We start from the raw sequence: 12051 nt of genomic DNA, 5'->3' as shown, positions 1-12051 counted from the left end.
GCGCAGCCGGGCCGTGTCCGGCTTGCGAGCGAGCCGTCACCCCTCGCGGCGGTGCCGCCTCACGGCCGACGGCGCCCTCCCCCAGCCGGGGACTCCTAGGCTCACGGCATGACGCAAGCGCTCGTGGACGTGGTCCTCCCCTGCCTGGACGAGGAGGAGGCCCTGCCCTGGGTGCTGTCGCGCCTGCCGGAGGGGTACCGCGCCATCGTCGTCGACAACGGCTCGACCGACCGCTCCGCCGAGGTCGCGCGGGAGCACGGCGCGCTCGTGGTGGCCGAGTCCCGCCGCGGGTTCGGCGCCGCCGCGCATGCGGGCCTCGAGGCGGCGACCGCTCCGCTCGTCGCGTTCTGCGACGCCGACGCGTCGATGGACCCGGCCCTCCTCCCCCGCGTCGTCGATCCCGTGCGGCACGGCGAGCGCGACCTCGTGCTCGGTCGCCGCGTGCCCTCGGCGCGCGGCGCGTGGCCGCTGCACGCGCGCATCGCGAACCTGGAGCTGGCGCGCCGGCTCCGGCGGATCACGGGGGTCCCGCTCCACGACCTCGGCCCGATGCGCTGCGGCCGGCGCACCGAGCTGCTCGGCCTCGGCATCCTCGACCGGCGCAGCGGCTATCCGCTGGAGATGCTCCTGCGGGCGTCCGCCGCCGGGTGGAGCATCCTGGAGGTGGACATGCCGTACGCACCGCGCGTGGGGCGGTCCAAGGTCACCGGCACCGTGCGCGGGACCGTCACGGCCGTCCGCGACATGTCGCGCGTGCTGGCCGAGGCGCGCGCCGCGGCCGCGGGAGCAGGCCGCGCACCGGGAGGATCCGCATGACCGCCGTCGTCGTCATCGCCAAGGAGTGCATCCCGGGCCGCGTGAAGACGCGCCTGCACCCGCCGTTCACGCTCGAGGAGGCGGCCGAGCTCGCCTCCGCGGCCCTCGCCGACACGCTCGCCGCCGTGGACGACGCCGCCCCCGCGCGGCGCGTGCTCCTCTTCGACGGCACGACGCCGCCCGAGGAGGCGGCCGGCTACGACGTGATCCCGCAGGTCGCGGGCGACCTCGACGAGCGCCTCGCGGCCATGTTCGACGTGCTCGACGGCCCGGTCCTCCTCGTCGGGATGGACACGCCCCAACTGACCGCGGCGCTGCTGCGCCCCGTGCTCGACTCCTGGGCCGACGGCGCGCGAGGCCCCGACGCGTGGTTCGGCCCGGCGAACGACGGCGGCTTCTGGGCGCTCGGGCTCCGGGACCCGGACGGCGCGCTGGTGCGCGGCGTCCCCATGTCCCGGGACGACACCGGCGCCGTGCAGCTGTCGCGCCTGATCGACGCCGGGCTCGACGTCGCGATGCTCCCCGAGCTCACCGACGTGGACACGGTCGACGACGCGCGGGAGGCCGCCGCGGCCGCGCCCGCCCATCGCTTCGCCGCCACGCTCCGAATCCTCATGACCGACGCGGCGACCCGCGCCGGCACCACCGCACCCGCATCACCCCTGGGGGACCCCGAATGAGCCTGGCCGTCGACCATCCCGAGGACCGCGCCGACGCGCGCGCCCGGACCTTCGGATCCGGAGGCGGCGAGCCGTACGCCCGCGCCCTGCGGGACTCCGGGGAGGTCCTGTTCCTCTCCCTCGCGGCCGACGACGACAGCGCCGAGGTCATCGACATCAGCCGCTGGAGCGCGGACGCCGACGACGTCGACATGAGCCTCCTCGGCGACGCTGCGGGCCCCGTCCTCGACATCGGCTGCGGCCCGGGCCGCATGGTCCGCGCGGCCATGGACGCGGGGCTCGGCGCGCTCGGCATCGACGTCTCCCCCACCGTGGTCGAGATGGCGGCGGGCCAGGGCCTCCCGGTCCTGCACCGCTCCGTCTTCGAGCGCCTGCCGCGCGAGGGCGGCTGGGGCACGCTCCTGCTCCTCGACGGCAACATCGGCATCGGCGGCGACGCGGCCGCGCTCCTCGCCCGCTGCGGCGAGCTGCTCGACGACTCGGGCGCGCTCGTGGTGGAGACCCACCCGGATCCCGCCCGCGACCGCACCTTCGAGTGCACGGTCGAGGACGGCCAGGGGAACGCGAGCGACCCGTTCCCGTGGGCCCAGGTCGGCCGCGACGCGGTCGCCCGCATGGCCGCGGACGCGGGCCTCGGCCTCGCTCAGTGCTGGGAGGTCGAGGGCCGGTCCTTCTGCCGCCTCGTGCGCGCGTAGAGCGCCGCGACCACGGCCGTCGCCACCCCGGTGGCGACCCACATGAGCGCGAGGCGGGGCGCGTAGTCGGCGATGAGGATCGTCGGGTTGTCGTTGCCGATCGCCCGCGCGCGGATCTCCGGCACGACCACGAGGGTCATCACGGCCATGACGACCACGCCGGCCTGCACGATGACGAGCGCGCCCGCGGGCAGCCGACGGCCGGCCTTCCGCAGCAGGAGGCCGGCGGCGAAGACGACGGGCGACAGGATCGCGTCGTGCACGAGGATCGCGAGCAGCAGGAACACGGCGACGCCGACGACCTGGTCGGTGCGCTGCGTGTCGAGGAGCGTGAGCACGCCGGCCGCGAGGCCGACCACGCCGATCGCGACGAGCACCGCGCGGGCCGCGAGCATGCCGCGCGGGCTCCGGGCAGTGGTCCCATCGCGGTCAGCGGGCGCGCCGCGGTCCGCGGGCGTCCGGGGGCTGCCGGTCATCACATCACCTCCAGGGTGGAGAGCCACTTGGTCTGCAGCACGCCGGGGCGACCGGGTGCGATCATGCGCGCCGGGTAGCCGTGCTGGATGTCGAGGGGCGCGCCGTCGAGCTCGAGCGCCACGAGGGTGAGCGGGTCGCGGACGTACTCCGGCCCCATCTCGGTGCGCCGGAACCCGCCGCGCTGCTCGAGGCTCGTGACCCGCAGGCGCGCCCCCGGGTCGGCCCCGACGGCGTCCATGAGGTCGCGGAGGCGGACGCCCCCGCCAGGACGGCCGACTGGCTCCAGCCCTCGACGCAGGCGATGGGCAGCGTGGCGGTCACGAGCCCCATGCCGCGGAGGTCGTCCATGGTGAACGCGCGCGACATGGACCCGGCGGAGACGGTGAGCGTCCAGGCGGGATCCATCGCGGACTCCGTGACGCCGGCGGCCTCGGCCGTCCGGTTGACGGGCAGGCCCTGGGGCCCGGTGCCCATGACGCGCGGGCCGAAGGCGTTGAACGGGGCGAGGACGCGGAAGGACTGGCCCGCGGTGAGCCCGACGACCGCGGCCACGGACGCGCCGACCGCCACGAGGAAGCCGCGTCGCGCGACCGGGGCCGGCGTGACGGGGGTGTCGTCGATCCAGGCGAGCACGCGGCCCGTGACGCCGCGCGCCGGGCGGGCGGCACCTCCGCCGTCGCCGTCACGGCCGACCGCGGGAGCGTCCTCCGGCGCGACGATGGGCGACTCGTCCGCCTGCCCGCGCCGCCAGTGCCGGGCGATGGCGGGGAGCTTCACCCCGATGTGGATCGCGAGCGACCCCACGACCACGAACGCCAGCGCCCAGTGCGTCTGCCGGAAGTAGAACGGGAACGGCACCCACTGGAACGTGTTGAGGAGGCCGATCGTCACCTCGAGCAGCGAGGCGCCGACGAAGACGGCGATGGAGGCGCGCTCGAGGAACGACACCACCCCGGTGACCGGCGGGTACGTCAGCAGCTCGGGGAAGACGATCCAGAGCTTGGCGAGCAGCAGCGGCACGCAGGCGATGCCCGCGGTGATGTGGATGCCCTGCGTCACGCGGTAGAGCGACACCGGCGCCGTGGGGAAGCGCATCCACGGGAGCGGCTCCTGCAGGTAGTGGCTGTAGAGGCCCGTCGCGAAGCAGACGAGGAACGCGAGGCCGAGCAGCCGGCCGATGACGACGGCCATCCGCGTCGTCCGCGCGGGCGACGCGAGCCGCCGCCGCGCCTCGTGCATCAGCGTCCGCATGGGGACCTCCGGGTGTCGCGGGGACGTCGTCCCGGGGCGGACCGGCGGACGCTCGGGCCGCGGCCGACACAATGGGGTGTGCGCACCGCCCTCACCGCCTTCGTCCTGCTCGTCATGGCCGCGCTCACCGGATGGTCGGTGGTCGCGTTCGATCTGTTCGGGGAGGCCGACGACGAGGCGTTCTTCCGCCGCGAGGGTGCCGCGCCGTTCTTCTGGCTCGTCGTCGTGCTCTGGGTGGTGTTCGGAGCCGCCGTCCTCCTGGTGCGGAGACTGCCGGCCCGATCCGCCGCTGCGCTCATCATCCTCGGATCCGTGGCCGTCGGCGGCGCCGCGATGGCCGGGCCCCCGAACACCAGCACCGACTCCGCGCGCTACGCCTGGGACGGCATCGTCCAGGGCACGGGCGAGTCGCCCTACCGGTACACGCCCGCCGCCCCGGAGCTCCGCGACCTCCGGCCCGCGTGGCTCTTCCCGGACACGGTGGCGCGCGCCGACGGGTCCGCCACCTGCGAGGGCACGCGGATCCAGGGCCTCCGCGAGGCCGGCACCGGCGAGCCGATGTGCACCGCCCTCAACCGCCCGCAGGTCCCCACCATCTACCCGCCCATGGCGGAGCTGTTCTTCGCGGGCGTGCGCGCGGTCGTGCCCGTGGGCGTCGAGTACGGGGCGTTCCAGGCGGCCGGGCTCCTGATGATGACGGCCGTGACCCTGCTCCTCCTCCGCGCCCTGCGGCGGCGCGGCCTGCCGGTGTGGTGGGCGGCGCTCTGGGCGTGGTGCCCTCTCGTGGCGAGCGAGGTGGTCACGAACTCGCACGTGGACGCGCTCGGAGCCCTGCTCGCCCTGGCCGCGTCGCTGCTCGTCGCGGGCGGGATGCGGTGGCGCGGCGGCATCGCGCTCGGCGCCGCCATCGCCACGAAGCTCATCCCGGTGATCGCGGCGCCCGCGCTGCTGCGCCGGCAGCCGTGGAAGGTCATCACCGCGGCGGTCGTGACCTTCGCGCTCCTGTACGTGCCGTACGTGCTGAGCACGGGGATCGCGGTGCTCGGGTACCTGCCGGGCTACCTGCAGGAGGAGGGCTATGAGGCCGGCGGGCGCTTCCCGCTGGTCGAGCTCGTCGTGCCGGGGCGGTTCGGCCTCGTCGCCGTCGCGCTCATCCTGGCCGTGACGGCGGCCCTCGTCTGGTGGCGGACGGACCCGGCGGACCCGTGGCTGGGGCAGGTCGTGATGATCGGCGTCACCCTGCTCGCGGTGAGCCCGCGGTACTCCTGGTACGCGCTGCTGCTGATCCCGTTCATCGCCATGACGGGCCGCGGCGAGTGGTTCGCGGTGGTGGGCGCGCTCGCGCTCCGGCTGTTCGCGCCGGACCTGTGGGCGTGGCAGATCGCGCTCGCGCACCGCGCTCGTGGTCGTCGTGGTCGCGTCGCTCGTGCGCCTCGGACCCGACGGCCGTCGCCGTCTCGTGCCCGCGCCGCTCCGGCGACGACCGGGCGGCGACCGGGTGGCCGTCGAGCGGCCGGGCGCCGGGCCGGGCGCCGGCTGACTCAGTCCCCGCGCGGGATGCGGACGACCAGCCGCTCGCCCGCGACCGGCCGGAGCTCCGCGCGAACGCCGCCGCGTCGAGCTCCGCGGTGACCTCCGCGCCGGGGTCGAGGACGAGGCCGTCGCCCCGGGCGGCGGCGTCCTCGGGATCGTGCGCGTCGAGGCGGAGGGTGACCCGGATCCGCCCGGCCGCGCCCTCGATCCGGCGGACCGTGCCGGAGGCCGTGAGGCGGCGCGGATCGGCGCCGGCGGGGGCTCCGGAGCCCGCGTCCTCGCGCGCCAGCCGCACGTCGGCGGGCGCCGCGACGAGCACGGCGGGACGCCCCGCGCCGTCCCGCCCCTCGAGGCGGACCATGCCCACGAGCCGCGCCACGTAGGCGGTCGCGGGGCGCGCGGCGACCTCGGCGGGGACGCCCTCCTGCACGAGGCGGCCGCCCTCGAGCACATGGATCCGGTCGGCGAGGGCGAGCGCGTCGACGGGATCGTGCGTCACGAGCACGGCGGCGCCGCCGAAGCGCCGCAGCTCGTCGGCGAGGAGGTCGCGCACGTCGAGCCGCGTGCCCGCGTCGAGCGCCGCCATCGGCTCGTCGAGGAGGAGCAGCGGCGGCTCGAGCACGAGGGCGCGGGCGAGCGCGACCCGCTGGGACTGGCCGCCGGAGAGGGCCGCGGGCCGGCGGTCGGCGAGGTGCCCGATCCCGAGGCGGTCGAGGAGGGCGCGCGCCCGGTCCTCCGCCTCGGCCCGGGCGACGCCGTGCGCGCGCGGGCCGAAGGCGACGTTCGCGAGCGCCGGGAGGTGCGGGAAGAGCAGGTGGTCGGCGAACACGACGCCGATGCCGCGGCGCTCGACGGGGGTCCGAACGGCCGGCTCCCCGCCGTCCCCGTCCCCCGCGCGCTCGAGCAGGCGGCCGTCGAGGGCGACCCGTCCGGCGTCGAGGGGCACGAGCCCGGCGAGCGCCCGGAGGAGCGTCGACTTGCCGGCGCCGTTCGGCCCGACGACCGCGGCCGTGGATCCGGCGGGGACGCGCAGCTCGACGTCGAGGCGGAAGGCGGGGCGCGCGACGACCACCCGCGCGTCGAGACCCGCAGCGGCCAGTCCCGCCGCGGCGGGACTCGGCGCGTCGGGACCCGGCACGTCCGCGGCCGCTCCCCCGGTCACGCGTGCACCCCCGACGTCCACCGGTCGCGGAGGCTCACGAGCACGACGACCGACACCGCGAGCAGCACGAGGCTGAGGACGACGGCGGCGTCCGGATCCGTCTGCAGCGCCAGGTACGCCGACAGCGGGATGGTCTGCGTGACGCCCGGGAAGCTGCCCGCGAAGGTGAGCGTGGCCCCGAACTCGCCGAGCGCCCGCGCGAAGCAGAGCACGGCCCCGGCCCCGATGCCGGGTGCGACGAGCGGCAGGGTGATGCGGCGGAGCACGGTCCAGCGGCTCGCGCCGAGGGTCGCGGCGGCGTCCTCGTAGCGGCGGTCGGCGCCGCGCAGCGCCCCCTCCACGGCGAGCACGAGGAACGGCATGGCCACGAACGTCTCCGCGATCACCACGGCGGGCGTCGTGAACGGGATGGTGATCCCGGTGAGGGCCTCGAGCGGTCCGCCCACCGAGGCCGCGGCGACCCAGCAGGAGCAGGAGCGCCACCCCCGCCGATCACGGGCGGCAGCACGAGCGGCACGGTCACGAGCGCGCGCAGCACCCGCTGCACCACGGGCGGGCGGCCCGCCGAGCGCGACAGCACGAACGCGAGCGGCACACCGAGCAGGAGGCTCAGCGCGGTCGCGGCGAGCGCGCTGCCGAGCGACAGGCCGAGGGCACGGGCGACCCCGGGATCCGCGAGCCGCTCCCCGAGGGTCGCCCACGGCGCGCGCACCACGAGGGCCGCGAGCGGGAGCACGAGGAACGCGAGGGCGGCTCCCGCGGGGATCCAGAGGAGGGCCGGCACGCGGTCGGCCCGGGCGTCACGGGGCACGGAACCCCGCGTCCTCGAACACGGCGCGGGCCGCGTCGCCGGCCACGAAGCCGGCGAACGCGGCGGCGGCCTCGGGCGCCGCGGATCCGGCGAGCGGCGCCACGACGCAGTCGGTCGTCACGTCCTGCCCGTCGGGCAGCGGCACGCCCTGCACCCGGTCGCCCGCGGCCCGCACGTCGGTCGCGTACACGACCGCCGCGTCCACCTCGCCGAGCTCCACGCGCGTGAGGGCGGCGCGCACGTCCTGCTCGAGCGAGTCGGGACGCGGCGTGACGCCCGCCTGCCGGAACGCCGTCGCGGCTGCGGCACCGCAGGGCACCTCGGGCGCGCAGAGCGCGAACGTGCGGTCGGGATCGGCGAAGTCGGCGAGGCCCGTGACGCGCCCGGGGTCGCCGGGCGGCACCGCGATCTCGAGGGAGTTCCGGGCGAAGACGCGCGGGTCCGCGGCCGTCTCCCCCGCGTCCACCACCGTCTGCATGGTGGCGTCGGACGCGGAGGCGAAGACGTCCGCGGGCGCGCCCTGCACGATCTGCTGGGCGAGCGTCGAGCTGCCGCCGTACGAGACGGTCACGGTGACGCCGGGGTGCGCCGCCTCGAACGCGCGCGCGACGTCGTCCATGCTGCCCGTGAGCGACGCCGCGGCCTGCACCACGAGCGCGCCGGAGAGCGCGTCGGGGGCGGCCGACGCGGATCCGGAGGCGGGCGCGGGGACCGGCCCGCCGGCAGCGCAGCCCGCGGTCGTGCCCGCGACGGCGAGGGCGGCGACGAGCGCGAGGACGCGGCGACGCCGGATCCGGACCGTCGGCCTCACGCCCGGCCGCCCGTCAGGTCCTCGGGCGCGAGCCGCTCGACGCCCACGTTCGTGGCCTTCACGGTCGCCGCGGCGGGCGCGCCGACCTCCAGCCCCAGCTCGTCGGCGGCCTCGCGGCTGATGAGCGACACCACGCGGAAGGGCCCGGCCTGGATCTCCACCTGCGCCATCACGCCGTCGCGCACCACGCGCGTGACGATGCCGGGCAGCCGGTTCCGCGCGGAGGCCAGGGGGCGGCGTGCGCCCGGCGCCGCGAGCGTCCCGTCCGCTGCGAGCTCGGTCGCGAGGTGCGCGAGCTGCACGCCGTCCACCTGGATCAGCCGCCCCTCGCCCCGCACCAGGTCGAGCCGGCCGGCGTCGGCCCAGCGGCGGAGGGTGTCGTCGCTCACGCCGAGGAGCGCCGCGGCCTCGCTCACGCGGTACCGGACGGGCTCCCGAACGAGGGAGGCGTCGATCGGCTCCTCGGCATCCGCGGCACGTCGTCGTCCCTGGTTACTGTCCTGCGTCATGGATCGATCCTAGGCACCGCAGACGCGGCGCGGCGCCCGCGTACCGGACGACGCCGCGTCGGACCTGCAGCGAGGCCCGCGTAGCCTGGGCGCATGAGCACCTCGCTGGGGATGCCGGCCATGCCGCGTCCCGCCGCCGCTCCGGGACCCGCCCGGCCCGACGACCCCGCGCTCCTCGACCAGCACGGGCGCCGCGCGACGGACCTCCGGATCTCGCTCACCGACCGCTGCAACCTGCGGTGCACGTACTGCATCCCGGCCGAGGGCCTCCCCTTCACGCCCGACCGGCAGGCGCTCCAGCTGGCCGAGATCGAGCGGCTCGTGCGCATCGGCGTGCGCGACCTCGGCGTCCGCCAGGTGCGGTTCACGGGCGGCGAGCCGCTGCTGCGCCGCGACCTCCTCGAGATCATCGCCGCGTGCGCCGCGCTCCCCGACCGGCCCGAGATCTCGCTGACCACCAACGCGATCGGGCTGGCCTCCCGCGCGCAGGCGCTGAAGGACGCGGGCCTCGACCGCATCAACGTCTCCCTCGACTCCGTGCACGCCGAGACGTTCCGGCTCATCACGCGCCGACCGTTCCTCGACCGCGTGCTCGAGGGCATCGACGCCGCGGCGGCCGCGGGGCTCACGCCCGTGAAGATCAACGCGGTGCTCGTACGCGGCGTCAACGACGACCAGGCGGCCGATCTCCTCGCCTGGGCCCTCGCCGGCGGCCACCAGCTGCGCTTCATCGAGCAGATGCCGCTCGACGCCGACCACGCGTGGGACCGCGCCGAGATGATCACGGCGGCCGAGATCCGGGACGCCTCGAGGAGCGCTTCATCCTCGTGCCCGACGAGGCCCCGCGCGACGGCGCCCCGGCCGAGCTCTGGCGGGTCCACTCCCGCGAGGGCGGCGCGGCGACCGCGATGCTCGGCCGCGTCGGCGTGATCGCGAGCGTCACCGAGCCGTTCTGCGCCGACTGCCGCCGCACCCGGCTCACGGCGACGGGCGGGGTCCGCAGCTGCCTCTTCTCGCACACGGAGACCGACCTGCTCGCACCGTTGCGCGCGGGCGCGAGCGACGCGGAGGTCGCCGACCTCTGGCGCGGCGCGATGTGGGCGAAGCCGAAGGGCCACGGCATGGACGACGCCGACTTCATCCAGCCCGCCCGCTCCATGAGCGCGATCGGGGGCTGACGTGATCGTCCCCGTGGAGCTCTTCGCCGCCCGCCGCGGCCTGCCCTCGGCCGCACCACCGACGCGCTCGACCTGCCCGACGGCGCCGTCCTCGGCGACCTCATGGACGCCCTCGGCACGCGCGCCGCCGCCTCCGACGACCCCGCGAACGCCGCCGCCGTCCTCGCCCTGCTGCACCTACCTCGTGGACGGCGTCGCGACCTCCGACCGCGACGCGCCCCTCACCGCGGGCGACGCGGTGGACGTGCTGCCGCCGTTCTCGGGCGGCTGATCCGCCCCGGTACGCTCCCGGGATGCCCTCCGCCGTGCCGCACCCGCCGTACCGGCTGTTCGAGACGGCCGTGGTGCGGGGCGGCGCGCGTCTCCCCGGCGTTCGTGCGCGTGACGCTCACGGGGCCGACGCTCGACCTGTTCGGCACCGTGGGGGCCTCGACCGAGCGGATCGAGCTGGTGCTCCCCCGGCCCGACCGCGCCGGGCGGCGCGTGGGCCGGGCCCCTGGCGGGCGACGTCGACGGCCTCGCGGTCGAGGACTGGCGGCACCGCGTGGCTGGCATGCCGGCCGCCGAGCGGCACCCGCTGCGCACGTACACGCCGCGCGCGGTGCGGCCGGAGGCGGCGGAGGTCGACGTCGACCTCCTCGTGCACGAGCCCGCGGGGCCCGCGAGCGCCTGGGCCCTCGCCGCCCGTCCGGGCGCGCGGCTGCTCGCCCCCGGGGCCCGACGTGCGGGCGGGCGACCGGCGCCACGGGATCCAGTGGCGGCCCGACCTGCCGCCCGGCCGCGTGCTGCTCGTGGGCGACGAGGCCGCCGTGCCCGCGATCGCCGGGATCCTCCGGACGCTCGACCCGGCCGCGTGCGGCGTCGCGCTCGTGGAGGCGGATGCACCGGACGCCTGGCCGCCTGTGGACGCACGGCCCGACGGCGTGGAGGTGCGCGCGGTGCGGCGGATCCCCGGGCGCCCCGCCGCCGCGCTGGGCGAGGCCCTGGCGGCCTGGACCGCCGAGCACGCCGCGGCGGCCGTGGCCGACGGGCCGCGCTTCGCGGCGTGGATCGCCACGGAGAGCGCGGGGCGGTGCCGGGGCTGCGCGCCGCGGTCGTGGCGCACGGAGTCGATCCCGCGCGCGTGCAGGCGCAGGGGTACTGGCGCGCGGACGGCCGTCGGCGTGACCCGGCGGGAGAAGTCGGTTAGGTTAGCCTCACCTGATCTCAGCTCGGCGCCCGCGCTGCCGTCGAGACGCATCCCGTCGAACGAAGGCCCTCGTGATCCCTCCCCGTGCCGTCCTGCCCGCCCGCGTCCTCCCCTCCGCCGCTCCCCGCGCAGGAGGGCGCGACCGCCGCCGCCGGACCGCCGCCGCGCTTCCGCAGCCCTCGTCGTCCTGGGCCTCGCCGCCTGCGCGCCCGCCAGCACGGCGAGCGACGCGGCCGCCGGATCCACCGCCGCCGCGACCGGCACCCGCACCGTCACGGACGCCCGCGGCGAGGTCGAGGTGCCCGCGGCGCCGCAGCGCGTGGTCGTCCTGGAGCCCGTCGCCCTCGACACGAGCGTCGCGCTCGGCGTCGTCCCCGTGGGCGCGGCCGTGCTGAACGAGACCGCGGGCGTGCCCGCCTACCTCGGCGCCGACGCCGCCGCCGCGGAGGTCGTCGGGACGGTCCCCGCAGCCCGGCGTCGAGCGCATCGCCGCGCTCGCGCCCGACCTCATCATCGGCACCGAGTCCCCGGCATGCCGCGATCCACGACCAGCTCGCCGCCATCGCGCCCACCGTCTTCCTCGCCTCGCAGGCGGATCCGTGGCAGGACAACGTGGCCCGCGTCGGCGACGCGCTCGGCCGGTCCGACGACGCCGCAGCGCTCCTCGCCGACTGCCCGGACGCGCTGCGACGAGGTCGCGGCCGAGAACGACGCCGCCGGCGCGACCGCTCAGATGATCCGCCCGCGCGACGGCCTCCTCACCCTCTACGGCCCCGACTCCTTCGCGGGCAGCACGCTCGAGTGCGCCGGGTTCACCACGCCCGAGCGCGACTGGGAGGGATCCATCTCCGTCGACCTGTCGCGCCCCGAGAAGGTGCTCGAGGCGCGCGCCGACCAGGTCTTCGTCACCACGACGGACGTCGACGACCCGACCACGGT

Annotated in this window: 10 protein-coding genes and 4 pseudogenes; 8 read left to right on the top strand and 6 right to left on the bottom strand. The window is 77.0% G+C overall.

The window, feature by feature from the left end; all coding sequences use genetic code 11:
- Positions 1–108 precede the first annotated feature (108 nt).
- From ACZ411_RS03225 to ACZ411_RS03215, 3 genes are read left to right on the top strand one after another with little or no spacing between them, the layout of a single operon-like run.
- Positions 109–816: a glycosyltransferase family 2 protein gene (locus ACZ411_RS03225; RefSeq protein ID WP_094116396.1), complete on the top strand. Its 708-nt coding sequence runs from the start codon at positions 109–111 to the stop codon at positions 814–816.
- Complete coding sequence (locus ACZ411_RS03220) at positions 813–1496, top strand: TIGR04282 family arsenosugar biosynthesis glycosyltransferase (RefSeq protein WP_464168490.1); 684 nt, start codon at positions 813–815, stop codon at positions 1494–1496. Before ACZ411_RS03225 ends, ACZ411_RS03220 begins: the two co-directional genes overlap by 4 nt.
- A complete protein-coding gene (locus ACZ411_RS03215; protein ID WP_094116398.1) occupies positions 1493–2191 on the top strand; it encodes a class I SAM-dependent methyltransferase in 699 nt (232 codons plus the stop codon). The genes ACZ411_RS03220 and ACZ411_RS03215 overlap by 4 nt, the downstream gene beginning before the upstream one ends.
- Here the strand turns inward: ACZ411_RS03215 and ACZ411_RS03210 are convergent.
- Positions 2140–2667 (bottom strand): hypothetical protein, encoded by a 528-nt coding sequence (locus tag ACZ411_RS03210; protein ID WP_464168487.1) that lies wholly within the window; start codon positions 2665–2667, stop codon positions 2140–2142. The genes ACZ411_RS03215 and ACZ411_RS03210 overlap by 52 nt on opposite strands.
- A complete protein-coding gene (locus ACZ411_RS03205) occupies positions 2667–2906 on the bottom strand; it encodes a molybdopterin-dependent oxidoreductase (RefSeq protein WP_464168485.1) in 240 nt (79 codons plus the stop codon). Before ACZ411_RS03205 ends, ACZ411_RS03210 begins: the two co-directional genes overlap by 1 nt.
- Before the next feature lie 1091 nt (positions 2907–3997).
- Here ACZ411_RS03205 and ACZ411_RS03200 point away from each other — a divergent pair.
- The gene (locus ACZ411_RS03200; RefSeq protein ID WP_464168483.1) at positions 3998–5551 is read left to right on the top strand and encodes a glycosyltransferase family 87 protein; all 1554 of its coding nucleotides are present in this window, start codon (positions 3998–4000) and stop codon (positions 5549–5551) included.
- Positions 5552–6092: 541 nt separating this feature from the next.
- Here ACZ411_RS03200 and ACZ411_RS03195 read toward each other — a convergent pair.
- The 4 genes and pseudogenes from ACZ411_RS03195 to ACZ411_RS03180 form a co-directional block, all read right to left on the bottom strand.
- Positions 6093–6524 (bottom strand): annotated as a pseudogene (locus ACZ411_RS03195) (ATP-binding cassette domain-containing protein); the annotation flags it as partial.
- Between the two features lie 86 nt (positions 6525–6610).
- A pseudogene (locus ACZ411_RS03190) lies at positions 6611–7425 on the bottom strand (ABC transporter permease).
- On the bottom strand, positions 7415–8236 hold the full coding sequence (modA, locus tag ACZ411_RS03185) for a molybdate ABC transporter substrate-binding protein (protein ID WP_464168481.1): 822 nt from the start codon (positions 8234–8236) through the stop codon (positions 7415–7417). The pseudogene ACZ411_RS03190 and the gene modA overlap by 11 nt, the downstream one beginning before the upstream one ends.
- Positions 8233–8745 (bottom strand): TOBE domain-containing protein, encoded by a 513-nt coding sequence (locus ACZ411_RS03180; protein ID WP_464168479.1) that lies wholly within the window; start codon positions 8743–8745, stop codon positions 8233–8235. Before ACZ411_RS03180 ends, modA begins: the two co-directional genes overlap by 4 nt.
- Positions 8746–8865: 120 nt before the next feature.
- Between ACZ411_RS03180 and moaA the strand changes: the two are divergent.
- The 4 genes and pseudogenes from moaA to ACZ411_RS03160 all read left to right on the top strand — a co-directional run.
- Positions 8866–9923, top strand: a pseudogene (gene moaA / locus ACZ411_RS03175) (GTP 3',8-cyclase MoaA).
- A gap of 1 nt (position 9924) precedes the next feature.
- Entirely contained in the window at positions 9925–10194 is a 270-nt protein-coding gene (locus ACZ411_RS03170) for a MoaD/ThiS family protein (protein ID WP_464168477.1), read from the top strand.
- 225 nt (positions 10195–10419) lie between these two features.
- Positions 10420–10614, top strand: a pseudogene (locus ACZ411_RS03165) (siderophore-interacting protein); the annotation flags it as partial.
- A 31-nt stretch (positions 10615–10645) separates the two neighbouring features.
- The coding region (locus tag ACZ411_RS03160; RefSeq protein ID WP_464168475.1) for an SIP domain-containing protein at positions 10646–12051 on the top strand (1406 nt) is incomplete at its 3' end.

It is taken from the genome of Clavibacter sp. AC415, assembly GCF_979252985.1.
This window is presented reverse-complemented; position numbering and strand designations above follow the sequence as displayed.

Bases quoted from the DNA above. Each gene is read 5' to 3' on its own strand.
- ACZ411_RS03225 (WP_094116396.1), top strand. From the start codon at position 109: ATGACGCAAGCGCTCGTGGACGTGGTCCTCCCCTGCCTGGACGAGGAG.
- ACZ411_RS03220 (WP_464168490.1), top strand. From the start codon at position 813: ATGACCGCCGTCGTCGTCATCGCCAAGGAGTGCATCCCGGGCCGCGTG.
- ACZ411_RS03215 (WP_094116398.1), top strand. From the start codon at position 1,493: ATGAGCCTGGCCGTCGACCATCCCGAGGACCGCGCCGACGCGCGCGCC.
- ACZ411_RS03210 (WP_464168487.1), bottom strand. From the start codon at position 2,667: ATGACCGGCAGCCCCCGGACGCCCGCGGACCGCGGCGCGCCCGCTGAC.
- ACZ411_RS03205 (WP_464168485.1), bottom strand. From the start codon at position 2,906: ATGGACGCCGTCGGGGCCGACCCGGGGGCGCGCCTGCGGGTCACGAGC.
- ACZ411_RS03180 (WP_464168479.1), bottom strand. From the start codon at position 8,745: ATGACGCAGGACAGTAACCAGGGACGACGACGTGCCGCGGATGCCGAG.